The following is a 24,326-nucleotide window of genomic DNA, read 5'->3' on the forward strand; positions in this document are numbered from 1 at the left end:
CGCCCGTGACCCAGGCCCTGCGGCAAGTCCTCTTCATGATCGGCATGATGATCACCGTCCTCGCGGTGACCATGCTGGCGCCCGCCCTGGTCGATTTTGCCGCGGGTGAGCATGAGAGCGCGACCGCCTTCATCCTGTCCGCTGTGATCGGCGTCTTCGTCGGCGGAGCCGTGACGCTGGGCACACGCGGGCCGGTCGGCGACATGCCGCCACGGGGTGCCTTTGTGCTGATCGTCGGCGCCTGGCTCAGCCTGGCGCTGTGTGCGGCGCTGCCGCTGCGACTGTCCGGCCAGGAGCTGAACTGGACGGATGCGATCTTCGAAGCCATCTCCGGCCTGACCACGACCGGCGCCACCGTCATTACCGGGCTCGACTTCCGGCCGCCCGGCCTGCTGCTCTGGCGCGCCATCCTGCAATGGATTGGCGGCATCGGGATTATCGTCACCGCGATGGCCTTCTGGCCCATGCTGGGCATTGGCGGGATGCAGCTCTTCCAGCTGGAAACGGGCGACAAGTCGGACAAGGTCCTGCCGCGAGCGACCCAGATCGCGGCGGGTATTACAGTGATCTATGTCACGCTCACCGTGGCCTGCTGCGTCGCCTACATGGCCGTGGGCATGTCCTGGCTGGACGCGTTGTGTCATGCCATGTCCACGGTTTCGACCGGCGGCTTCTCGACCTCCGATGGCTCCATGGGGACCTATTTCGGTCTCGGGGCCGACATGATCGGCACGGTCTTCATCATCCTCGCCTCCCTGCCCTTCGGCGCCTATCTGCTTGCCGCCCGGGGGCGCTTTCACGGCTTCTGGCGGGACGCGCAGGTTCGCGGTTTCATGCTGGTCATCCTGATTGCGGCGCTGGGACTGACCGCCCTGCTGCTGGCCCAGGGCATGGAAAATGGCAATGGTGAAGCCTGGCGCCATGCCAGCTTCAATGCCGTATCGATCATCACCGGAACCGGGTTCGCGACCACGGATTACGGGCTTTGGGGGCCGCTCGCCCAGGCCAGCTTTTTCGTTTTCATGTTCATCGGCGGGTGTGCTGGCTCGACCACATGCTCGATCAAGATTTTCCGCTTCCAGGTCGCCGGTACCGCCATTCGCCGCTACCTCGCACGCCTGTTGCAGCCCAATGCCGTCATCCCGATGTTCTATAATGGTCGCCCTGTGTCGGAAGGCATCCTCCACTCCGTGCTGGGCTTTTTCTTCGTCTTCTTTGCGGTTTATGCGGTCTCGGCCGCTGTCCTGTCCGCCATGGGGCTGGACCTGATCACGGCCTTGTCGGGCGCCAGCGCCACCTTGACCAATACCGGGCCCGGCCTCGGTTCCATCATCGGTCCCTCGGGCACATTCGAGCCGCTGTCCGACCCGGTCAAATGGGTGCTGACCGCGAATATGTTCATTGGTCGGCTCGAGGTCCTGGCCGTGCTGATCCTGCTCAGCCCGCGCTTCTGGCGCGCCTAGGCGGCGGCGAGAATAACACGGTTTCGACCGGCATCCTTGGCCTCGTAGAGCGCCGTATCCGCCTGCTTGAACAGGCGCGTCAGGGAGGGCTCAACGCCTTTCACTTCAACCAGTCCCGCCGAGATGGTGACGGGGATCGGCTTGCCGTTCAGCACATAGGGTGTGTCCTCGACGGCCTGCCTGGCTCGCTCGGCAATATCGCTGGCGCTGGCCGGTGAGCTGGCGTGAATAAGGGCCACGAATTCCTCGCCGCCGAGACGTGCGACATGGTCTGTATCCCGGATAGCGCGGCTCAGCACTTGCGCCACATGTTGAAGTACGGCGTCGCCCACATCATGGCCATGCGTGTCGTTGACGTGTTTGAAATGATCCACATCAAAGACGGCGAGCGCGGACTTGCGGTCAGCCTCGGCCTCTCCGCCGAGGGCGCGATGAACCAGGGCTTCGAAAGCGCGACGATTGGGCAAGCCAGTCAAATGATCGGTCAGCGCGGCCTTGCGCAGCACGGATGCGGAGTGCCCGGCAGAGAGCAGGACAAAGCCGAAGACCAGATTGGTCTCCACAACCATCAGCGAGAGGATACCGAGCGCCACCATCTGGTTCGGTGCCAGCACGCTGGGCATGTCCGGATCGAACAGGAGGACACCGACGGAGATCACAGCGAGCGACCCCACGAAGTAGTAGATCGTATAGCGCAGCAGGCGCACACCCAGATTGCCGTCGCGCCGACCGATCACCGACAGATAGGACAGCATCAGCAGGTTGGGGACAATGACAGCGACCCCGAAAACGGCGAATCGGAGCGCTGCACTGTCCACACCCCAGGTGAAGGCAGGAAATCCCAGCACGACCACAGCCGCCAGTGCGCCCAATTGCCAGCGCGGCACGCGGCGCCCGGCAAAGCGGGCCACGCCTTCGAGCATGATGATAAAGCCGCCGGCGGCCATCATGTCGCCCAACACAATGCCGAGGACATCCGGTACGACGCCGCGCAAGGAGATCAGACCCAGGCCAATGCCATGCGTTGCGGTCGCGGCCAGCCACCAGCGCGGGCCATCCTTGTTCTGCTGAATCGCCGCATTCACCGCATGGATGAACACACCGGCCAGAATGACCGGCACAATAGCCAGAATGAGCGTTTTCGAGTCCATGACGCGTGGTATCCGCTTCCCCAATCAGGCTGGACTTTCCACCTCAGGCCTTACCGGAGCGTTGTCATGCGCCAAGAAGTTATGCTGCACCGCAACGCCAAAGCGCTGATTCCGCTTACGATCCGGACGTCGCGCCGTCCACATCCTTCGGATCGAACCTCCAGTCGCGATTGCAATACTCACAGGTCATCACGATGGCCCCGTCAGATTCCATTGCAGCCCGGTCATCGGCGGGGAAGGACGCAATGATGCGGCGCAAACGCTCACGTTCACAGGAACAGCGCCTGGTGACGGTCGCCGGCGCGAGCAGGCGAACACCGTCCTCGTTGAAGAGACGATAAAGCAGACCGCCGGCGGACAGATCGGGGTCAAGCAGCTCGGCATCCTCGACGGTTTCAAACAGGGCCCGGGCATGATCCCAGTCCTCTTGGGCCGAGCCGCGGGCCTCGTCGCTGGCGACTGACTGCAACAGTGCGCCGCCGCCGCGCCATTGCCGCGCCTCGTCGCCAGACCAGATTTCGCCGATCGCACAGCGCAATCGGGTCGGGGTCTGTTCGGACTGACGAAAATAGGTTTCGGCCACCTGGCTCAGGTTTTCGCCCTCGAGCGCCACCACGCCTTGATATTGATCCATGTCCGGACCGTGGTCGATGGTCATGGCGAAGGAGCCACGGCCCAGGAGGCTGGCCATCATCGCCTCGGGTGCTGGCGGATCGGTCAGCACCGCCTCGACCGCTTCGCGATCCATTGAGGCGAAGCCGCGCACCCCTTCACCGGTGACATATTCGGCCACCAGGAAGCGGACGGGTCCGTCGCCCTGGGCCTGCACAATCAGACGACCGTCGAACTTCAGCGCGTCCCCGACCAGCGTGGTGACGAGCACCGCTTCGCCCAGCAGTCGGGCCACCGGCTCAGGATAATCATGGGCCGACAGGATGTCGTCCAGGACCGAGCCGAGCCGGGTGACCCGCCCACGCACCGTGCGGCCTTCGATCTGAAAGCCGGCAACGATATTGTCGTGTTCTCCGAGCGGGTCACTCACAACTCAAATCCTCGTCGTCTGGCAGGCCTGTTGATCAGGCGATCGGCTGAAGGGCGGCCAGCGCCTCGTCGAGCACCGCGACCGCTTCGCTGGCGTCATCCTTGGTGATGATCAGCGGCGGCGCCATGCGCGAGACATTATCGCCCGCTGCACCGATCAGCAGATGGCGATCGCGAGCCAGACCTGCAAGCTTCTTGGGATCGTAACCCGGCTTCAGCTTCACGCCGATCAGCAGGCCCTTGCCGCGGACTTCCTCGATCTTGTCGCCATGGCGATCCATCAGGCCGTGCAATTGCTGGGTCAGGTAATTGGAGACGTCGACGACCTGCTCCATGAAGCCGTCCGCGGTCAGCTCGTCGAAAACGACATTGCCGACCGCCATGGCCAGCGGGCCACCGCCATAGGTCGAGCCGTGCGTGCCGACGACCATGCCTTCAGCCGCTGCTTCCGTCGCCAGGCAGGCGCCCATCGGGAAGCCGCCACCGATACCCTTGGCCGCCGCCATGATGTCCGGCTCGGCGCCCTCGACCCATTGATGGGCGAAGAGCTTGCCGGTGCGTCCGGCGCCGGACTGCACTTCATCATAGATCAGCAGGAGACCGTGCTCGTCGCACAGCTCGCGCAGACCACGCAGGCATTGTTCCGGAACAGCGCGTACGCCACCCTCGCCCTGGACCGGCTCGATGCAGATCGCCGCGGTCTCTTCGGAGATGGCCGCCTTCAGTGCCTCATGATCACCGAACTCGACCTGGTCGAAACCTTCCATTGCCGGACCGAAACCCTCGAGATATTTCGGATTGCCGCCGGCATTGATCGCGCCATAGGTGCGGCCGTGGAAGGCACCGGTGAAGGTGATGATGCGGTAGCGCTGCGGATTGCCGTTCACATAGTGATAGCGACGCGCGGTCTTGAGCGCACACTCCATCGCCTCGGCGCCGGAATTGGTGAAGAAAACACGGTCTGCAAAGGTTGCCTTGGTCAGCTTGTCGGCCAGTTCGACGCCGGCCGGGACCTTGAACATGTTGGACAGGTGCCAGAGCTTGCCGGCCTGCTCGTTGAGCGCCGCCACCGCCTTGGGGTGGGCATGGCCCAGACAATTCACCGCAATGCCCGAAATGAAGTCGAGATACCCGTCGCCATCGGCCGTGAACAGGCGCGGACCCTTGCCATGGTCAAAGACCAGATCCGGCGGGGCATAGGTATCCATCATCGGTGCGGGCATGTCGTTTCCTCCTGAAGTGTCCGGCTGGATTGTCCGGCCCTGTCTTGATGCGGGCCTTGTCTCTCCTCTAGGCCGCCGCGATCAGCTCTTCAAGCGCCAGCCTGCATGCAGCAGCGCATAGCTGAGCGCCCCCAGTGCAAGGTTGATCACGGCCAGCAGGACAACGCCGATCAGGAGATTGCCGTCCGCATGGCCGGTGAAGCCATAGCGAAAACCGTCAATCATGTAGAAGAAGGGGTTGAAATGACTGATCGTCGCCAGCGGCCCGGGCAAATTGGTTATCGAGTAGAACGTCCCCGACAGGAAGGTCAGCGGCGTAATGACGAAGGTCGTGACGGCAGCCATGTGGTCGAACTTCTCGGCCCACAACCCGCCGACGATGCCGATCATGGACAACATCGCGGCGGCGCTGATGCCGAAATAGAGCACCGCCCACCAGTGAACCGGCACCACATTGATGAAGGGGATGAGCGTAACCGCAGTCACCGCCGCGACCAGGATGCCCCGGGTCATCGCGCCCCCGGTGAAGGCGAGAAATAATTCCAGCGCCGACAGCGGCGGCATCAGGAAATCGACCGTATTGCCCTGCACCTTGGAGACCAGGATGGACGAGCCGGAATTGGCGAAGGCATTATTGAGCAGGCCCATCAGGATCAGGCCCGGCGCGAGGAACTCCGCGAAGGGTATGCCGCCAACATCACCGCGGCGCGCGCCGATCGCGACGGCAAAGACGGTCATGTAAAGCAGCGTCGTGGCGACCGGTGCGAGCACGGTCTGCATGCCGACCTTCAAGAATCGGCGCACTTCCTTCTTGTACAAGGTCCACAAACCCAAGGCATTGAAAAGACCGAACTTCTTGGGCTGTGGAAAATCTGTTAAGGCGGCGTTACTCATATCGAATTACCCTTAATTTCCCGGTAACCATCTGCGTTAACGATTGGGGGTGCAAGTGAGCTTTCCACAGGTATGACCAGAACCCGATCTTGTGGCTTCAGTTCGCGTAGGTACAATATCTAGTGTAATTAAACATGCATTGAGCAATGCGCAGTTTACCATCATCAAGGTGAGCAAGCGCATCCCAGACGGGAGACAAGGGCGATGGCTTGGACTGACGAACGCGTAGAAGAACTCAAGAAACTCTGGTCGGAAGGCCTGAGCGCGAGTCAGATTGCAAAACAGCTCGGTGGTGTGACTCGCAATGCCGTTATTGGCAAGGTCCACCGCCTGGGTTTGTCAGGTCGCGCGACCCCGTCGCGTCCGGCCCGTCGCACGGCCAAACCTTCCCGTCCGCGCCCAACAACGGCGTCCACCGCCCCGGCCCGCACTGTTGCGCGCCCTTCCCCCTCAGCGCCTCCGGCTGCCGCGCCGGCGCCGGTGGAGCCAGCCGTCCTGCCTTCCGGTGAGTTTGCCACCGTGCTGACGCTCCGCGAAAGCATGTGCAAATGGCCAATCGGTGATCCGGCCCAGTCGGAATTCCGCTTCTGCGGCCGCAAGACCGACACCGGTCAGGCCTATTGCAACGCCCACTCTGACCTGGCCTACCAGCCGAGCCAGAAGCGTCGTCGTCGCAATTCCGACGCCTCGGCCGCCCTCGACGCGATTGCTGCCACGCGTCGCTATAATTTCTGACCCGACCCTCACCCAGGTACCGGGACAGACAATGACCGCCTCGTTCTCGAGGCGGTCATTTTTTTGCGCCAACGCGTATCGCGGACATCGTCTCACGCCGGACGAAATCGAATTCCCGACAGCCTCTTAAAGGCTTACGCAAATACTCAAAACTGTCAGACCGCAAAACTTGGAATGACCTCAAGTTTGCGCATAATAGATGCGAACTGCTGAGGAGGTCATTGTGAAAGCCAAGTCTGAGAACAGCACGCTGAATAGAATCTACAACTTGACCGGAAATCCCGAAGAGTGCGTGGAAGCTTACAAGGAGTGGGCCGACAACTACGAGAAGGATACCGTCGACGAAATGGGCTATGTCGCGCCTGCCATCGTAGCCGAAAAGCTTGCCAGTCTGGCCCGGCTCGATGGCAAGACGGTCCTGGATGCCGGTTGTGGCACCGGCCTGGCCGGGGTCGAGCTGGCCGAACGCGCAAGCGCCTTGATCGACGGCATGGACATTTCCCCCGACATGCTGGCCCTGGCTCGCAAGAAGGGCGCCTATGAGGATTTGCGCACGGCCGACATGACCGGACCGCTGGACTACAAGACCGATCAGTATGACGCGGTCATGTGCGTCGGCACATTCACCCACGCCCATGTCGGCCCGAAGGGTTTTGATGAACTTGTCCGCATCACCCGTCCCGGCGGGCTTGTGGTCGCGACGGTGCACGAAGATGTCTGGGACGCCGACAACTATCTCGACCACCTCAAGGCCATCGACGCGTCCGGCGCAGCGGCCTTGAAGGAATATGACGTGGCACCCTATCACCTGCACGAATGTCGGCTCGTGATCCTGGAAGCACGTTAGGGCGCAAGCGTCGCCATCCTCACGGATGGACAGGCCGCCGGACCCGCAGGTATTCCATAGCTAACGCCTATGGAATACCTCAGATACTGGTATTCGAAACTTTCATGCTGCCGCCCCATCTCCCGGGCATCAAAACTTGGGAGAACACGCATGAAATACCTGTCCGCCGCGACCGGCCTTGCCCTCGCAGTCTCAGTCTCTGCCCTCGCGACTGCCGAGGAGTGGAGCTATCACGGTGACACCGGACCGGGTTACTGGGGCTCGCTGAGTGAAGACTTCGCCGTCTGCTCGGTCGGCACCCAACAAAGCCCGATCGACCTGGCCGGAGCTATTTCCGCCAGCGGCGCGGCGCCTGCGCTCATGATGAACTCGATCTCCGATGTCCAGGTCAGCCGCAATGCGCACGGGGTGACCTACAGCGCTGAGAGCGTGGACGCAGGCCTGACACTCAACGGCATCGACTTCACCCTGCTGCAATTCCATTTCCACGCCCGCTCCGAGCACCATATCAATGGTGAGGACTTCCCGCTGGAAGTTCATTTCGTGACCGCCTCGGAAGATGGCGCGCTCGCCGTTGTCGGCGTGATGTTCGAGGAGGGTGATGCGCACCCTGATCTCGACGCGCTTTGGGCGGCCATTCCGGCCGAGAACGAGTCCGGCGAAGGCCCCGACAGCCTGTCGCTCGAGCGCTTCATCCCGGCAGACGAACCGGTCTTCCGCTATGAAGGTTCGCTGACCACCCCGCCCTGCTCGGAGATTGTCAGCTGGACCGTCTTCCCGACACCGATCGAAGCCTCGGCCGAGCAAATCCAGGCCTTCACGGATCTGGTCGAGGACAATGCCCGCCCGGTTTTGCCGGCGCATCGCCGATACGTCTTGCTGTCGGACTGATCCGGTCTCACCCGCCCAATGCGACAGGGCCCGACCAAGCGGTCGGGCCCTTTTCATTGAGCGCTCTTCAGGTCTTAACCGGCTCAGTCGCTTGCCACGCTGCGCCGACGCCAATCGTGCTGACAATACAGATCGGCATCATAGGCTTTCAACAGCGGGTCGAGTGTCGCCACCAGACCGTCCAGTGTCTCCGGCGGTAGAAAGCATACCAGCGCCGCCTGGCGGCCCGCATCGACAATATGGCCGCTTCGATTCCACTGATTGTCGCCCTGCCGCCCGCGCGCAAGTGGACGAACGGTCCAATGGGTCGCTCCGGCTTCAGCAAGGCAGGTCTCGAATTTGGGCATGTGAACTTCATCGGCCAGGATTTCAACCCGGCAGATCGCTTGCCAATCCGTCATGATCAGGCCTCCAGCAGGCGGCCGGCCAACCAGGCATAAACCGGGATGCCGACCAGTAGGTTGAATGGGAAGGTTACGCCGAGTGACAATGTCAGGGACAGGGCGGCCTTTGCTTGGGGAAGGGCGAGGCGCATGGCGGCGGGTACAGCGATGTAGGACGCCGAGGCGGCTAACGTCATCAGCAAGGCACCATCGCCTGGTGCAAGCCCGATCAACCGGCTGACCCCAAGCGCAATCGCCGCTCCGATAGCGGGCATGTAAAGCCCGAAACCAATCAGCGGCCAGCGCAGCAGGTCACGATGCTGGACCAGTCCGCGTCCCGCGATCAAACCCATATCCAGCAGGAAAAGACAGAGCACCCCGCGGAAGATATCGACGAAGAAAGGCTCGACCGTGGCCATCCCCGCCGGCCCGCTGATCCAGCCGATTGCGAAGGCACCGAGAAGAAGAAGGATCGACCCATTGGTGAATGCCTCGCGCACCAGAGTCAGCGACACGCCCCCCTCGGCCTTGCCCGGACTGGCCAATGCCCGCCCGGCGAGCATCAATCCGGTCAGGATGGCAGGGGCTTCCATCGCTGCTGCCACCGCCACCATATAGCCGCCACCCGGCTGATCGAGCGCGGCGCCCGCATCCTTGGCAGCGATGAATGTCACGATTGAGATCGAGCCGTAATGGGCCGCAATGGCCGCCGCGTCGACCCGATCCACGCCCGTCGTGGCCCGCAGAAGTCCAAAACCGATCAGCGGCAAGCCGGCAGACAGGATGACGCCAGCGCAGAGCAACAGGATCAGTGAGGACGGATCTGTCACCGCCATTTCCGCACCGCCCTTGAAGCCGATCGCCATCACCAGGTAGAGCGACAACCCCTTGGCGACCGCCTCGGGTATGGCCAGATCGGAGCGAACAATCGCCGCCAGCAGCCCCAGCACGAAAAACAGGACAGCCGGTGAAAACAGGGTCGTCCCGGCCAGACTTAGCCAATCCATTGCCTACTCCTTGCGTCGCTTTGCGGGGCTCTCAAAAGGAGGGGCCCGGCCAGCGGATTGCGGGGACACGCAGAGCTGGCCGGGCCTACCGGTCTTCGGCGGGCCGGTGCGAGGGGGCCCGTATGACGCCGTCGACCGGCCGTGTTGCGCCAGGATCATGACAGGGGACGATCAGGCAGGACTTGATTAGCGCGACCAAAACGATAGCTAAAAGATAAGAAAATTATCTCGGGAATAGGGATTGGCTATAGATGCGTCCGACACTACGACAGCTGCAATATCTTGTCGCAACAGCCGATACCGGCCGTTTCTCGGACGCCGCCGAACAGCTGCATGTCAGTCAGCCCAGCCTGTCTGCCCAAATCGCCGAAGCCGAGGCCCATCTCGGTGCGACGGTGTTTGAACGTGGCCGCCACGGCGCAAGGGTGACACCGCTGGGCGCGGAGATCGTGCGGCGGGCGCGCTATGTCCTGCGGCAAATGGAAGATATGCAATCCATCGCGCGCAGCGGCGGCCTGGGACTTTACGGCCGCGTCCGGATGGGTGTCCTGCCGACGATCGGCCCCTACCTGCTGCCGCGCGCGACCGGCGCATTGCATCGTGACTTCCCGGACCTGCGACTCTCTATCCGCGAGGAATCCACCGTCGAACTCCAGGAAAAGCTGGCCGATGGCCGGATGGACGTCCTGATTTCGACGCCGGAGGACCATGCCCCAACCGAATCCGCCCACCTATTCCGCGAAAGCCTGTGGATCGCTGTCCCGAGCGATGATCCGCTGGCACAGGACACAGCACCGCTTGACCTGAAGGCCCTGGCCGATCGGCCAATCCTGACCCTCGGAATGGGGCATCGCCTGACGAGCCTCGTCTCGGAGCTGGCCCATGCTGCGGGAGGCTTCGTGTCGACCGATTATGAGGGAACCAGTCTCGACGCCATCCGGCACATGGCCGCGCTCGGCGCCGGCGTCGCCGTCCTGCCGCAGCTCTATGTCACCTGCGAAGCGCGACGCGATGATGTTCTGGTCTACCGCCGCATCAGCGCGCCCATGGCCGAGCGGAATATTGCACTGGTTTGGCGGCAAGGGTCGCCGCTACACGACGGGTTCCTGCAACTGGCCGAAGCGCTGCGCCTGGCCGCCAACTCTATACTGGAGACGCGCCACGGAAAGACCCGCTGATCCTCAGGCATTCACGTCGAAGGCGTAGCCGGCGGAGCGCACCGTGCGGATCGGATCGCGCTCTTCCTTGTTGTTCAGCGCCTTGCGCAGGCGGCCGACATGCACATCGACCGTGCGCGCCTCGACATAGACATCCGAGCCCCAGACGGCGTCGAGCAATTGCTCGCGCGAGAAGACCCGTCCGGGATGCTGCATGAGATAGTCGAGCAGGCGGAATTCGGTCGGGCCGAGATGGATTTCCCGGTCCGCGCGGCGGACCCGATGGGCGACCCGGTCCATGGTGATGTCGCCGGCCTCGATCACATCCTCGGCCAGACCCGGGCGGATACGGCGCAGAACGGCGCGAATTCGTGCGAAGAGCTCGGTCATCGAAAAGGGTTTGACGACATAGTCATCGGCGCCGGTATCCAGCCCGCGCACCCGATCGGTTTCCTCACCGCGCGCCGTCAGCATGATGATCGGCACATTGGCAGTTTCCTGCCGTCCGCGCAGGCGGCGGCAGACCTCGATGCCCGACACTTTCGGCAGCATCCAGTCGACCAGGACGAGATCCGGCGTCGATTCCTCAGCCTGGATCAGCGCCTCTTCGCCATCGCGGGCGACCGCAACCGTATAGCCCTCTTTCTCCAGATTGTACTGAAGCAGGGTGGCCAGCGCATCTTCATCTTCAACGACAAGGACTTGGGGATTCATCGATCGGCTCCGGGCTATCGATCAGCAACAACGTCAGTGCGAGGTGTCTTCCACCAATGGTGACGCTGTCACCATGAAATGGACGGCTTCCGCGATATTGGTGGCGTGATCGCCAATGCGTTCGAGATTCTTGGCGACGAAGAGGATGTGGACGCCCGGTCCGACCAGGCCGGAATCCTCGGTCATCGACATCAGCATTTCCCGGACCAGCGTATTGTAGCGCTCATCCACCTCGTCGTCGGAATGCCAGACCCGCACAGCCGGCTCGACATCAGCCGAGGACAAGGCGTCCAGCACTTCACGCAATTGCTTGATGACAATCGCGCCCAGACGCTCGACCTGCTGGGTCAGCGAAACCGGCGCATAGCCGGCCAGGTCGCCGGCGCGATAGGCGATATTCTTGGCCAGATCACCAACACGCTCGAGGTCGGTGGCGATCTTGAGCGCAGATATGGTCATGCGCAGATCCGTGGCGAGCGGCTGGCGCAAGGCGAAAAGGCGCAGGACGCGTTTTTCGATATCGACCTGCAGCGCATTGACCTGCGCCTCACGCGCCTTGATGTCGGGCTTTACACTCGCATCGCGCCGGACGACGGCAGAGATAGCCTTCTCCAGCTGCGTCTCGACGAGCCCGCCCATCCGGGCCAGGTCGTCGGCAAGCTGATCGAGTTCCTCGCCATAAGCGGTGACGATGTGGGCAGTTCTGGAAAGCGCCATTGACTGGCCCTCCTCTCGATGAACGCCGCGGTCTAGCCGAAGCGTCCGGTGATGTAGTCTTGCGTGCGGGTGTCGCGCGGATTGGTGAAAATGTCCTCGGTCGGCCCGTATTCGACGAGGTTGCCCATGTGGAAGAAGGCGGTTTGCTGGGAAACCCGCGCCGCCTGCTGCATCGAGTGGGTGACAATGATGATGCAGTAATTTTCGCGCAGCTCGTCAATCAATTCCTCGATCCGTGCCGTGGCGATCGGATCGAGGGCGGAGCAGGGCTCATCCATCAGGATGACTTCCGGATTGACCGCAATGGCACGGGCGATGACCAGGCGCTGCTGCTGCCCGCCCGACAGGCTGGTCCCGGGATGATTGAGCCGGTCCGACACTTCCTCCCAGAGCCCGGCCTTGCGCAGGGCGTTCTCGACGATCTCGTCAAGTTCCGGACGGGTCAGGGCAAGGCCGTGAATGCGCGGTCCATAGGCGACATTGTCATAGATCGATTTGGGGAAGGGATTCGGCTTCTGGAAGACCATGCCGACACTGGCCCGCAACACGACCGGGTCGATCGACTTGTCGTTGATCTCCTGCCCGTCAATCGTCAGCGAGCCGCCGACCTTGGCGCCATCAATCGTGTCATTCATGCGATTGAGGCAGCGCAGGAAGGTCGACTTGCCACAGCCTGACGGACCGATGAAGGCCGTGACCGAACGATCCGGAATCTCGATCGAGACATCATGCAGCGCCTGCTTGCCGGAATAGCTCACGGTCACGTCGCGTGCGACGACCTTGATCGGCAGCTCAGCGGCTGGATTGGGGGAGGTATCAGTCATGAAACTACCATCTCCGCTCGAAGCGACGGCGCAGATAGATGGCCAAGGCATTGAAGCCGATCATCAGCGCGAGAAGAACAAGGATTGCGGCGGCGGTGCGAGCCTCGAAGGCCCGTTCGGCACCGTCCGACCACAGGAAAATCTGCACCGGCATGACCGTTGCCGGTTCGGTAAAGCCTTCCAGCCCGAGCGTCGGCGCGTCGGCGATGAAGGCGACCATGCCGATCATCAGCAGCGGCGCCGTCTCGCCCATGGCCTGGGCCAGGCCGATAATGGCACCGGTGAGGATGCCGGGTGCCGCCAGCGGCAAGACATGATGGAAGACGGTCTGGGTTCGTGAAGCGCCAACGGCCAGGGCCGCCTGGCGGATGGATTGGGGTACCGCCTTGAGCGCGGCACGGGTAGCAATGATCACGGTCGGCAGCGTCATCAGGGACAGGACCAGACCACCCACCAGCGGCGCCGATCGCGGCAGGCCGAAGGCATTGATGAAGACAGCCAGTCCGAGCAGACCGAACACGATCGACGGAACCGCAGCGAGATTGTTGATATTGACCTCGATCAGCGCGGTGAACCGGTTCTTCGGGGCGTATTCCTCGAGATAGAGCGCGGTGAAGACACCGATCGGCACCGAGATGATGATGGTGATGATCATCGTCAGGATGGAGCCGTAAAGCGCGCCCTTCACACCGGCCAGCTCGGGTTCCCGGCTGTCCGCATTGGCAAAGAGATAGGTATTGAAGGTCGAGCTGATGGCCCCGCGCTCTTCCAGCGCCCGCGTCCAGACGATCAGCTGATCCGAGACGCGGCGGCGTTCGACCGGCGTATCGATGACCTGGATCGACCAGGCGTTCTCGGCTTCGACGCTGTCGCCGCCGAGCAGATATTCCCCGGTCCCGCCGGCCCCGTTGCGGGCCAGGCTGGCAAGCCGGACCGTGCGACCTTCGCTTTCAACCAGAATGCTGGGCAAACTATTGTCGAGTTCGATCGGTCCGGCGTCGATCTCGAGCCGCGCACGAATGTCCGCTGCCTGGCGACGATTGAGGTCGGCGTCGTAAAGCATGTCTTCTGCTTCAGTGCCGCTCAACTCCTGCGCCCGTTCGGTCAGACGATCAGCCTCCGTCTCCAGCAAGGTCGCGCGAGCCCGCAGCGTGCGGGCAATTTCAGCGGCGAGGTCACGAAAGTCTGTCGCCGTGGACCGCACAACAACGCCAGCATCGGACGGCTCAAGGCTGAGCGTGCCCTGCGGCTGGAAACTGCGCTCCTCGACCAGCAAACCCTTGAGATAGAGGTCAAGGTCATCGGCAAGCGGCATGGTGAAACGGTGTTGCGTCCCGATCAGGCCCGGATCCTCAAGCACCTCATCCATCAGGCGGGTCGCGTTGAGGGCAGTATAGAGGCTGAACAAATTGCGCAGCTCGCGGCGACCGGTCACTTCGGGAAATTCGGTGCGGATCGCGTTTTGCAGGACACGGCTATAGCTGCCCCGGCGCAATGAGTCCTCGCTGCGCTCGCCGGACGGATCGACCAGCTCTTCGTCCAGGTCGACCGTCAATTCCAGCTCGTTGACCGTGAAAGCCGGCAATCCGCCGGAGACAATCGAGCTCAGCAGGATGACCAGGATGCCGACGGCTGCGGCGACGGCGGCCAGGCCAGCCGCGCGAAAGCGAAGCTCGGCCCGATAGCGTGCGCCGAGATTCTTGCTGACGGCGGTCCGGATCGGCGAGATGTCGGGCGTATCAGTCATATTTTTCCCGGTATCTTTGCACAACGCGCAGGGCGATGACGTTCATCACCAGGGTGATGACGAAGAGGACCAGGCCCAGCGCGAAGGCGGACAGGGTCTTGGGACTGTCGAATTCCTGGTCACCGGTCAGCAGCATCACGATCTGGACCGTGATCGTGGTGACCGATTCCAACGGATTGGCGGTCAGATTTGCGCCCTGTCCGGCCGCCATGACCACAATCATGGTTTCGCCAACAGCGCGTGACACGGCCAGCAGGATGGCACCGACGATGCCGGGCAGCGCGGCGGGGATGATCACGCGCCCGATCGTCTCCGATTTGGTCGCGCCCATGGCGTAGGAGCCGTCGCGCAGGGATTGCGGCACGGAATTGATCACATCATCGCTGAGCGAGGAGATGAAGGGGATGATCATCACCCCCATGACCAGGCCGGCCGAAAGCGCGCTCTGGGTCACCACATCGTCGATGCCGATCATGGCGAAGAAGCCGCGAATGGCGGGCCCGACAGTCAGGAGGGCAAAGAAACCATAGACCACGGTGGGCACACCGGCGAGAATTTCCAGAACCGGCTTGGCGGTCAGCCGGAAGCGCGGCCCGGCATATTCCGAGAGATAGATGGCCGAGAGCAGACCGATGGGCACAGCCACAATCATCGCGATCACGGTGATCATCGCCGTGCCGGCAAAAAGCGGCACCGCCCCGAAGGCACCGGACTGGCCGACCTGGTCGGCCCGCAAGGCAATCTGCGGCGACCATTGAAGGCCGAACAGGAATTCGGTCAGCGGTACGGTCGAGAAGAATCGAAGGCTTTCAAACAGAAGCGAAAACACGATGCCGATCGTCGTCATGATGGCTATGACGGAAGACAGGAAGAGCATGGCCGTAACCAGGCTCTCGACATGATTGCGGGCCCGGAAGGCTGCGGCGACCTGCCCGCGAGTCCGAATCAATCCGCCAAAGGCGATGGCGATGGCTATGCCGGCGACCAGATTGCGAATCTGGTCGGCATGGCGGCGCATGACCGCGGCTGCAGCATCCAGCTCGGGGCTGGCGCGGCTGGCGAGACCATCGGTCGCGATCCGCCTCGCGTCGGAAAGGAATAGCTGGCGCCGCTCGCGCGGCGCATGCGCGAGCTCGAAGCCCGCCAGGGCGCGAACCGATGCCCCCGCTTCCGCCGCTTCGTCCGAAACACCATCTCGCAGCTCGGCCCGCCGCCCAAGCCGTGCGTCTTCAGCCGTTGCGAGCTGGTTGACCAGATCGGTCTGTTCACTTTGCAACGCTTCCAGGCGCGCCGGGTCGCGATCACTGCCGCTTGCGCTGCGCAGATCTGCCATGGCCTCGGCAACGCCGTCAGCCCGATCGCGCAGAACGGCCAGCGTCTCCGCCAGAGCCAGGGTTTCGGTGTCGGCTTCCAAAGCCGTCTCAAAACTCGCCGTGAGCGCGGCCGCGTCGCGGCGCAACTCCATGGCGGTGAGCCGATCAACAAGACCGCTGCCGAACATGCCGTAGGCGGCAAGCAGGATGAAGGCCGGCAGTCCAGTCCAGATCGCGACGTAATAGCCATGGAAATTGGGCAGGGAGTGCAACCGCGCCGTCGCGCCGGAGACCGCGGAGATCGCCCGCGATCGGCCGACATAGAAGCCGCCGGCCAGCATCACGATGATCGCAAGTGCGACTATGGCGATAATGGACATGCAATTCCCCTCGGCTCGCCGATCGGTGGTCCGTTTCCTCGTGCACCGAGTCGCTTGGTACTAGTACGCCCGTTGCGGGCCCCGTTTATGACAACCAGGCTACAGTTTTGTGACAACGACCGGTTTGCATGCAGGGAATATCAAACAAGGGGGCCAAATACCTGATTATTCGATATATTTTTGCGAAGATTGCGGCATTGGCAGAAATACACTGAAGACCGATCCGGCGCCCGGCAGGCTCTCGACCGTGAAGCCGCCGCGATGCCGGTTGATGATGTGCTTGACGATGGCCAGCCCCAGGCCCGTGCCCTCGCGCGGACCACTCTTTTGACCATCAACACGATAGAAGCGCTCGGACAGGCGCGGCAAATTGCGCCGCTCGATACCCTGACCGCCATCGCGGATCCGGACCGCCATGAAACGGTCGCCCGGCTCCGAAGCGGGTGCGGCAAGGGTCAGGCGACTGGCTTCGGGACCAAGCATCAGGCCCGGCCGCTCCGCCTGGTCGCGGGTCAGATTGGCGGACAAGCGAATCTCGACCGTCGAACCGGCCGCCGAATACTTGATCGCATTTTCGACCAGATTCATCACCACTTCGAGCAACTGATCACGATCACCAACCGCCAGTGCCGGCTCCACTTGCATGTCGAGTTCGATCGATTTCTCGGTCAGCTGTGGCCGCAACACATCCACCACATCCTCGACAATCGAGCCCAGGTCCGCAGTGCTGCTGGGCGGGACATGCTCGTCCATCTCGACCCGAGACAGGGACAGAAGATCGTTGATCAGGCGCTGCATCCGTTCCGTCTGATCAAACATGATCGCCAGAAAGCGGTCCCGCGCGTCCGGGTCGTCCTTGGCATGACCGCGCAACGTCTCGATGAAACCGGCAAGCGACGCCAAGGGCGTTCGAAGTTCGTGGCTGGCATTGGCCAGGAAGTCGGCCCGCATGCGGTCAGCCCGCTTGATTGAGGTCTCATCCGAGAGCACCAGCATGGCCCGCCAGGGCTGGGACGGATCCTTGCGCGATGCGAGCGGCGCCACATGGGCGCGAACATGGCTCTCGACCGGCGCCATCATCGAGTATTCGACCGGCTCCACGGCCTGGCCCCGCAAGGCCGCACTGACCGCCTCCAGAACCTGTGGCTGGCGCAGAACCGCCGACAAGTGTCCGGTGGCCATTCCAAGGCCCAGGAAGTCGCGTGCGGCCGGATTGGCAATCTCGATACGTCCGCCCGCCCCGATCAGGAGGACGGGAATCGGCAAGTGCTCAAGCATGACCTTTGCGCGCTGGGCTTCATCGCCATCATCGCCATCGCGCTCGCGCAGGGCCTGGTTTTCAGGTGCCGGATTGAGCGTCGTACTGATTGTGAGATAATAGAAGGTGGAGAGCGCGGCGATCGTGGCTATGGCGACGACCGTTTCCAGAAAGCCCAGTTCACCGAACAGCCAGAACAGCACAAGCACCACGCTGCCCAGTGCCGCAACGGCAGCCGTATCTCGGCGCCGGATGCGGATCAACGGCGCGTCGGAAGCCCTTTTATTGCTCAAGTTTTAGTCGCCTTCAGGCCGATCTTGGGTCATGAAGCCACCAACCGGGCCGGGGCTGGTGTCTCAGCTGCACGCCTTCTAGCCCGATTTGCATCCAAAAGACGAGCCTGCGGCATCAAAGCTGTAAAGGCAGACTTGGCACATCACGAATTTCGAGAGAGTTTTCATGCCATTCGCTAATCATTTAGTGTTTTTCGATAAAAATCTGTTGACTTTCGCTATGCCCTTTCTAGGATGCCGGTCTAATCAGGATCAAGACGTGCGGGGACAACGCATGGCAAAACGTTTGCTAGTAATCGCCACAGCACTGGCCACCGCCTCCTGCAGCTCGCTGCAGGCTTTCGAGACGCGGGAATTCGGGTCTGACGGGGTTCTCCCCTCGGCGCCATCTTCCTGGTCTGCGGGCAATGGTGACGCCGGTGCGGAACTGGCCCGTGACTGGGTCGCTTCCATGCAGGATGAGCGCCTGGCCGCGCTGATCGACGAAGCCTTCGACGGCAATCCGTCGCTGGCCCAGTCCTTGGCGCGGTATCATGGCGCGGTTGCGGCGGCCCGTATTGACGGTGCGCGCTACCTGCCCTCCCTGGACGGGAGTTTGGGCTATCAGCGCACCCAGCCGAATGTCGGTTCGGGTTCGGACAGTTTCGGACTTGACCTTTCAGCGTCCTGGGAAACCGATCTGTGGGGTGCACTGCGTGACAATGCGCGCGCCAGCGGCCTCAACGCAGAAGCCGCGGCAGAAGATGTCCGCGCGAGCCAATTGTCGGTCGCCGGCCTGGTCGCCAAGGGCTGGTTCTCGCTGATCGAGGCCCGCCTGCAGACCGAGCTGGCCGAACGTGACGTGGCCACCCGCCAGAATTCGCTCAACCTGACCGAACGCCGCTTCGCCCGCGGTCTCGTGCGCAGCTCGGATGTGCGCACTGCGCGCAGCGCCCTGGCGTCGTCGCAAGCGGCCCTGGCCTCGCGCCAGCGCTCCGAAGCCGCATCGGCCCGCAGCCTCGAAACCCTTCTCGGCCGCTATCCGTCCGCCACGCTGACACCGGAGCATGACTTTCCGGAGTTCGGCGCGATTGGCGGTCTTGGCACGCCGATCGACATGCTCAACCGCCGCCCGGATGTCCGTGCTGCCGAGAATCGGCTGAGCGCAGCCGGTTTCCAGGCCGACGCCGCGGCCAAGGCACTCATTCCCAGCCTCTCCCTGCGTGGGTCGTCCGGAACGGGCGGGGTTGATGTCTCCGACATGTTCGACCTCGATACCCTGGTCTCCAGCATCACGGCCTCGCTGGTTGCACCGATTTTCGACGGCGGTCGCCTGATCGCGCAGCGCGACCAGGTCTATGCCACGGCCGAAGGACTGGTCGCGAGCTATATCGCGACGGTCCTGACGGCCTGGCAGGAATCGGAAAACGCCATCCACGCCGACGCCATTCTCGCCCAGCGGGTCGAGAATCTGCAGCAGGCGTATGAAGAAGCCGCCGCCGCCGAGGACCTTGTGGTCCGCGAGTACTCACGTGGCGTATCGACCATTTTCGAACTGCTGACCGCCCAGTCACGGCGCATCAGCGCAGAAAGCCAATACATCTCGGCACGTCGCGAACGCGCGACCAATCGTGTCGATCTTTATCTCGCCCTCGCCGGCGATTTCTCCGCGGCCCAGTCCGCAGACCCGGCCGCGCACACAGGAGAATAATTATGGGCAAGCTCATCGGACGCTTTTTGATCATTGGCGTTGTTTTCGTTCTCGGCTTTGGCGTCATCTTCACGCTCTTCGGTACCCAGGAGCAGCCGGAACGGGCCAATGCAGCCCCCCGCCCGGTCGCGGTTTTTGTTGACGAGGCCCGCCTCGACACAGTGGCCCTTCAGGTCACCTCCCAGGGCGAAGCCCGGCCGCGCACACAGATCAGCCTGGTCCCGCAGGTTGCCGGCCGCATTACCTATGTGAACCCGGACTTCATCGAGGGCGGCTTCTTCGAAGCCGGCGAAACCCTCGTCCAGATCGATGATGCCGACTACCGTCTCGCCGTGACCCGTGCCTCGGCCCAGGTCGCCCAGGCGGAACAGGCCCTGGCTCGCGAACGGGCGGAATCCGAACTGGCCGCAAGCGAGTGGGAGGAACTGGGTGAGGGCGAAGCTTCGTCCCTGACGCTGCGCGAGCCGCAACTCGCAGAAGCCCGCGCCCAACTGGCAGCAGCCGAAGCCTCGCTTCAGTCGGCCCGCCTGGACCTGGCACGGACGCGCATCTCCGCGCCTTTCAGCGGTCGTGTCCGCGCCAAGAATGCCGATCTCGGCCAGTATGTGTCTCCGGGCACGCCGCTGGGTGAAGTCTTCTCGACCGACGCGGTTCTGGTGCGCCTGCCGCTGACCGATCACGAACTGGGCCTGCTGGGTATTCCGATTGCCTACAACGCCGCTGGCGGTCCGGGCATGCCGGTGGAGCTCAGCGCGACCCTGGCCGGTCGTCCGCAAGTCTGGCAGGGCCATATCACCCGCACGGACAGCGCCATCGATCCGCAGACCCGCGTGCTCTATGCCATCGCCGAAGTCATGGATCCCTATGGCGAAGGCGCCGGTGATGGCACGCCGCTGGCCGTCGGCCTCTTCGTGACCGCCAGCATCACTGGCCGCAATGTCGAGAATGCCTACGTCCTGCCGCGCTCCGCGCTGCGTGGCCAGAGCAATGTCTATGTTGCCGAAGAAGGCGGAACGCTCTCTGTGCGCACGGTCGAGGTCATCGACTCCAACGCCCAGGAAGTCATCGTCTCGTCCGGCGTGCGTGGCGGCGAAATGGTCGTCACCTCGCCGATCCGGGGTGCCAGCGACGGCATGCGCATCCAGACCTTCGGGGCGGATGGCGAAATGATCGCGGCCTATTCGGCAACCTATGACGACCAAGCAGCCGACGAACCGGCCGAAGAAGGCCTGGCAGAAACCGAGACCGGCGAAGCCGACAGCGACGCTGTCGCGAGCGCTGGCTAAGCGACCGAACCAGACGGAGGACAACGGCGATGACCGATCCCAACACCACTCATGAAGAAGCCCCGCGGGGCGGCATTGTCGGCTGGTGGGCACGGAATACCGTCGCCGCCAACCTGGTCATGATCATCGCCGTTGTTGGCGGTTTCATCGGCTATAACTCGCTCAACCGCGAGGTCTTCCCGACCGTCTCGGTGAACGGTGCCAGCGTCTCCGTGGCCTGGCCCGGCGCCTCCCCGCAAGAGGTCGAAGAACAGATCATCGTGCGGATCGAGGAAGCGCTGTCCGACATGGACGGCATCGAGACGATCACCTCCACCGCCCGCGAAGGCGGCGGCAATATCAATATCGAGGGCAAGCGCTCGGTCGATGTCGGCGAGTTCATCGACGCCATCAAGCTGGAAGTCGATTCCGTCAACAACTTGCCGCAATCGGCCTTCCGCCCTGTGGTAACGCCGTGGCGCTCACAGGATCAGGTCGTCGGTTTTGCCGTTCACGGCAGCGCCGAACGACGTGATTTGCAGGCCATTGGCCGCGAGATCCGCGACGAGGTTGCCCAGCTGCCTGGCGCCTCCATCGTCAATATGTGGGCAACGCGCGGCGAGGAGGTCTCGATCGAGGTCTCCGAGGAAAACCTGCGCCGCTATGACCTGACCTTTGACGAGATCGTTCGCGCTGTGCGCTCAAGCTCGCTCAATGCCTCGGCCGGCAGCGTCCGGACGGAGCTGGGCGATGTCAGCATCACCTCGCGCCAGCTGGCCGATACAGCCCCGGAATTCGAGGAAATCATCATCCGTCAGACCTCGGATGGCGGCACGCTGCGCGTCAGCGATGTGGCCCAGGTCACGGATGGCTTCTCGGACTTCAACCTGGAAGCGACCTATAATGGCGAGTCCATGGTGCTGGTCGTGGTGGAGACCTCGCCGAATATCGACGTCGTCGACACCTCGCAGCAGGTTCGCGACTATATCGACCGCAAGCGCCTGGAATTGCCCGATGGCGTCCACCTCTCGCTGTGGTGGGACAATTCGGAAATGTATACGGGCCGCATGGAAACGATCGCCAATTCCGCCCTGTTCGGTGGATTGCTGGTTCTGATCGTTCTCTTTCTTTTCCTGCGCCCCATCGTTGCTTTCTGGGTCACCATCGGGATTTTCGTCGCCTTCGGCGGTGCCTTCCTGATCCTGCCCATGATGGGCGTGACCTTGAACATGCTGTCGCTGTTCGCCTTCCTGCTGGTGATCGGTATCGTCGTCGATGATGCCATCGTGGTCGGCGAGAATATCTATGACAGGGTGGAACGGGGCGAACCCGGCCTGACGGCGTCGATCGTCGGCACCCAAATGGTGGCCAAGCCGGTCATTTTCGCGGTCATCACGACGATCATGATGTTCTCGCCCTGGATGTTGCTGACCGGTCCGGAAGTCCAGTTCACCCGCCAGATCTCGCTTGTCGTGATCGCGGCCCTGGCCTTCTCGCTGATCGAGTCTCTGCTCATCCTGCCGGCTCACCTCTCGCACATGAAGCCGCAAACGAATACGGGCTTCTTTGGCCCGCTGATTGCGATGCAGCGCGCCATTGCCGGCACGCTTCTCAGCTTTGCCCGAGGCGTCTATCGCCCGGTCGCCAAGGCGTGTATCCGCAATCGTTATGCGACCTTCTTCGGCTTCTTCCTGATCTTCGTGATCTCCATCTCGCTGATGATGACCAACCGCGTCGGATCGGTCTTCATGCCGCAGATCGAGAATGAGACGATCCAGACCTCGATCACGCTGGCCGAGGGCACGCCCTGGGGTCGGACCGAGCAGGTCCGTCAGCAACTCGACCGCGCCCAGGACGAAGCGCTCCGCTATTACCGCGAGCAATTCCCCGGCGAAGTCGACATGATCGAAAGCCGCTCGACCCTGGCCACGGATGGTCGCATCCGCGCCTGGATCACGCTGGCAGATCCGGAAGATCGCCCGGGCAACCTGCCGACTTCGGAAGTCGCCGCACAGATCCGCGAATTCCTGGGTCCGATCCCGGATGCCGAGGAAATCCGCCTCGACTCGACCATCAATAATGGTGGCAATGGCATGCGTTTCGCCCTCTCCGGTCAGAATCTGGACGAGTTGCGGGCCGCCGCCGATGACCTGAAGGAACAACTGCGCAGCTATGACACCCTGTATGATGTCGTCGACAGCATGCAGACCTCGACCGAGGAATTGCAGGTCCGCCTGCGTCCGAACGCCCAGGCGCTCGGCCTGACCCTCGCCGATGTCACCAATCAGGTGCGGCAGTCCTTCTACGGTGTCGAAGCCCAACGCCTGCCGCGTGACGGTCAGGACGTACGGGTCATGATCCGCCTCGACGAAGCCTCGCGCCGGTCGCTGGATACTTTCCGCGATATCCGCATCCGCACCGCCGACGGACGTGAAGTGCCGCTGGCCGCGGTCGCCGAGGCCGACTTTGCACCGGGCCTGAACCGGATCAATCGTCGCAATGGCATGCGCACCATCACGGTGAGCGCTGAATTGTCAGACCCGGCCGCGCGCGGCGACATCACGACGGCGCTGAGCGAGAATTACTGGCAGACCTTCGAGGCCCGCTTCCCGCACGTTTCCCGTGACGAGATCGGCCAGGCCGAAGGCGAACGCGAATTCATGGCGGAAGTCATGGTCCTGCTCGCCTTTGCCCTGATCTCGATGTACCTGCTGCTGGCGATCGCCTTCCGCTCCTACTTCCAGCCGATCGTGATCATGATCGCCATCCCGTTCTCGCTGACCGGCGCCATCTTCGGACATTATCTGTTCGACATGCCGATCGCCCTCTTCTCCTATTTCGGGGTCGGGGCGGCAGCGGGCGTTGTCATCAATGACAATCTGGTGCTGATCGACTTCGTGAACCGGCTGCGCGCCAATGGCGTCGGGGCCTTCCAGGCCCTGGTCGATGCCGGCGTGCAGCGCTTCCGCCCGATCCTGCTGACCTCGGTCACCACCTTCCTCGGTATCTTCCCGATGATGGCCGAGCGCTCGACGCAGGCGGAATTCCTCAAGCCAATGGTTGTCGCCCTGGGCTTCGCGGTCATCTTCGCCCTCTTCCTGACGCTGATCATGGTTCCGGCCATGTACGCGATCGGGGTCGACATCGCCCGCTTCTTCCGGATGGTGTGGACCGGCAAGAAACAGCCCGCCCTGGGTGAGCATTACACCGACACCGACTTCGCCCATGGCGAGCAGGCAGGTCATCTCGACCACTCACCTGCCGAATAATTGGCCTCAAGGCGCCCCGCGTTGTATCTAGCGCGGGGCGTTTTTGCGTCCTGGACTAAAAAAC

At 62.7% G+C, this 24,326-nt stretch carries 20 protein-coding genes; 8 read left to right on the plus strand and 12 right to left on the minus strand.

The annotated features are described in order from the left end of the window. Nucleotides 1-5: 5 nt before the first annotated feature. Nucleotides 6-1,463, plus strand: a complete 1,458-nt coding sequence (locus Q0X62_RS13130; RefSeq protein ID WP_297736630.1) for a TrkH family potassium uptake protein — start codon at nt 6-8, stop codon at nt 1,461-1,463. On the opposite strand, the gene Q0X62_RS13135 is transcribed toward Q0X62_RS13130, so the two are convergent. The 4 genes from Q0X62_RS13135 to Q0X62_RS13150 form a co-directional block, all read right to left on the minus strand. Continuing rightward, on the minus strand, nt 1,460-2,614 hold the full coding sequence (locus Q0X62_RS13135; protein ID WP_297736633.1) for a diguanylate cyclase: 1,155 nt from the start codon (nt 2,612-2,614) through the stop codon (nt 1,460-1,462). The genes Q0X62_RS13130 and Q0X62_RS13135 overlap by 4 nt on opposite strands. Nucleotides 2,615-2,729: 115 nt before the next feature. Next, nucleotides 2,730-3,656, minus strand: a complete 927-nt coding sequence (locus tag Q0X62_RS13140; protein ID WP_297736636.1) for an Hsp33 family molecular chaperone — start codon at nt 3,654-3,656, stop codon at nt 2,730-2,732. A 34-nt stretch (nt 3,657-3,690) separates the two neighbouring features. Then, the gene (locus tag Q0X62_RS13145) at nt 3,691-4,878 is read right to left on the minus strand and encodes an aspartate aminotransferase family protein (protein WP_297736639.1); all 1,188 of its coding nucleotides are present in this window, start codon (nt 4,876-4,878) and stop codon (nt 3,691-3,693) included. An 81-nt stretch (nt 4,879-4,959) separates the two neighbouring features. Then, entirely contained in the window at nt 4,960-5,772 is an 813-nt protein-coding gene (locus Q0X62_RS13150) for an ABC transporter permease (protein WP_297736642.1), read from the minus strand. A 204-nt stretch (nt 5,773-5,976) separates the two neighbouring features. Between Q0X62_RS13150 and Q0X62_RS13155 the strand changes: the two genes are divergently transcribed. The 3 genes from Q0X62_RS13155 to Q0X62_RS13165 all read left to right on the plus strand — a co-directional run bounded on the left by Q0X62_RS13155 (nt 5,977) and on the right by Q0X62_RS13165 (nt 8,245). Beyond that, on the plus strand, nt 5,977-6,507 hold the full coding sequence (locus Q0X62_RS13155) for a GcrA family cell cycle regulator (RefSeq protein WP_297736645.1): 531 nt from the start codon (nt 5,977-5,979) through the stop codon (nt 6,505-6,507). A gap of 223 nt (nt 6,508-6,730) precedes the next feature. Then, the gene (locus Q0X62_RS13160; RefSeq protein WP_297736648.1) at nt 6,731-7,354 is read left to right on the plus strand and encodes a class I SAM-dependent methyltransferase; all 624 of its coding nucleotides are present in this window, start codon (nt 6,731-6,733) and stop codon (nt 7,352-7,354) included. 150 nt (nt 7,355-7,504) lie between these two features. Then, nucleotides 7,505-8,245, plus strand: a complete 741-nt coding sequence (locus Q0X62_RS13165; protein ID WP_297736651.1) for a carbonic anhydrase — start codon at nt 7,505-7,507, stop codon at nt 8,243-8,245. An 83-nt stretch (nt 8,246-8,328) separates the two neighbouring features. Here Q0X62_RS13165 and Q0X62_RS13170 read toward each other — a convergent pair whose 3' ends face one another. Together Q0X62_RS13170 and Q0X62_RS13175 are read right to left on the minus strand one after the other, a co-directional pair. After that, nucleotides 8,329-8,646 carry a hypothetical protein gene (locus Q0X62_RS13170; protein WP_297736654.1) on the minus strand — a complete coding sequence of 106 codons (318 nt, stop codon included), beginning with the start codon at nt 8,644-8,646 and terminating at the stop codon, nt 8,329-8,331. Nucleotides 8,647-8,648: 2 nt separating this feature from the next. Beyond that, complete coding sequence (locus Q0X62_RS13175; protein ID WP_297736657.1) at nt 8,649-9,635, minus strand: sodium-dependent bicarbonate transport family permease; 987 nt, start codon at nt 9,633-9,635, stop codon at nt 8,649-8,651. 251 nt (nt 9,636-9,886) lie between these two features. Here Q0X62_RS13175 and Q0X62_RS13180 point away from each other — a divergent pair, with 251 nt between their 5' ends. Then, nucleotides 9,887-10,813 (plus strand): hydrogen peroxide-inducible genes activator, encoded by a 927-nt coding sequence (locus Q0X62_RS13180; RefSeq protein WP_297736659.1) that lies wholly within the window; start codon nt 9,887-9,889, stop codon nt 10,811-10,813. Nucleotides 10,814-10,816: 3 nt separating this feature from the next. Here Q0X62_RS13180 and phoB read toward each other — a convergent pair whose 3' ends face one another. From phoB to Q0X62_RS13210, 6 genes are all read right to left on the minus strand, one after another. Continuing rightward, nucleotides 10,817-11,506 (minus strand): phosphate regulon transcriptional regulator PhoB, encoded by a 690-nt coding sequence (phoB, locus tag Q0X62_RS13185; protein ID WP_297736662.1) that lies wholly within the window; start codon nt 11,504-11,506, stop codon nt 10,817-10,819. Nucleotides 11,507-11,539: 33 nt separating this feature from the next. Beyond that, nucleotides 11,540-12,223: a phosphate signaling complex protein PhoU gene (gene phoU / locus Q0X62_RS13190; protein ID WP_297736664.1), complete on the minus strand. Its 684-nt coding sequence runs from the start codon at nt 12,221-12,223 to the stop codon at nt 11,540-11,542. Between the two features lie 32 nt (nt 12,224-12,255). Next, on the minus strand, nt 12,256-13,047 hold the full coding sequence (gene pstB / locus Q0X62_RS13195) for a phosphate ABC transporter ATP-binding protein PstB (RefSeq protein ID WP_297736667.1): 792 nt from the start codon (nt 13,045-13,047) through the stop codon (nt 12,256-12,258). 4 nt (nt 13,048-13,051) lie between these two features. Further along, complete coding sequence (gene pstA / locus Q0X62_RS13200) at nt 13,052-14,794, minus strand: phosphate ABC transporter permease PstA (RefSeq protein WP_297736670.1); 1,743 nt, start codon at nt 14,792-14,794, stop codon at nt 13,052-13,054. After that, nucleotides 14,787-16,487 (minus strand): phosphate ABC transporter permease subunit PstC, encoded by a 1,701-nt coding sequence (gene pstC, locus Q0X62_RS13205; RefSeq protein ID WP_297736673.1) that lies wholly within the window; start codon nt 16,485-16,487, stop codon nt 14,787-14,789. The genes pstA and pstC overlap by 8 nt, the downstream gene beginning before the upstream one ends. Before the next feature lie 165 nt (nt 16,488-16,652). Further along, nucleotides 16,653-18,038, minus strand: a complete 1,386-nt coding sequence (locus Q0X62_RS13210) for an ATP-binding protein (protein WP_297736676.1) — start codon at nt 18,036-18,038, stop codon at nt 16,653-16,655. Nucleotides 18,039-18,312: 274 nt separating this feature from the next. Here Q0X62_RS13210 and Q0X62_RS13215 point away from each other — a divergent pair, with 274 nt between their 5' ends. Genes Q0X62_RS13215 through Q0X62_RS13225 form a run of 3 tightly spaced genes read left to right on the plus strand, consistent with a single transcriptional unit; the run spans nt 18,313 to nt 24,262 of the window. Beyond that, entirely contained in the window at nt 18,313-19,728 is a 1,416-nt protein-coding gene (locus tag Q0X62_RS13215) for an efflux transporter outer membrane subunit (RefSeq protein ID WP_297736679.1), read from the plus strand. A gap of 2 nt (nt 19,729-19,730) precedes the next feature. Then, nucleotides 19,731-21,014 carry an efflux RND transporter periplasmic adaptor subunit gene (locus Q0X62_RS13220; protein ID WP_297736683.1) on the plus strand — a complete coding sequence of 428 codons (1,284 nt, stop codon included), beginning with the start codon at nt 19,731-19,733 and terminating at the stop codon, nt 21,012-21,014. A gap of 29 nt (nt 21,015-21,043) precedes the next feature. Next, on the plus strand, nt 21,044-24,262 hold the full coding sequence (locus tag Q0X62_RS13225; RefSeq protein WP_297736685.1) for an efflux RND transporter permease subunit: 3,219 nt from the start codon (nt 21,044-21,046) through the stop codon (nt 24,260-24,262). The last annotated feature ends 64 nt before the right edge of the window (nt 24,263-24,326 follow it).

This window comes from uncultured Maricaulis sp. (assembly GCF_947259345.1).
GTDB lineage: Bacteria > Pseudomonadota > Alphaproteobacteria > Caulobacterales > Maricaulaceae > Maricaulis.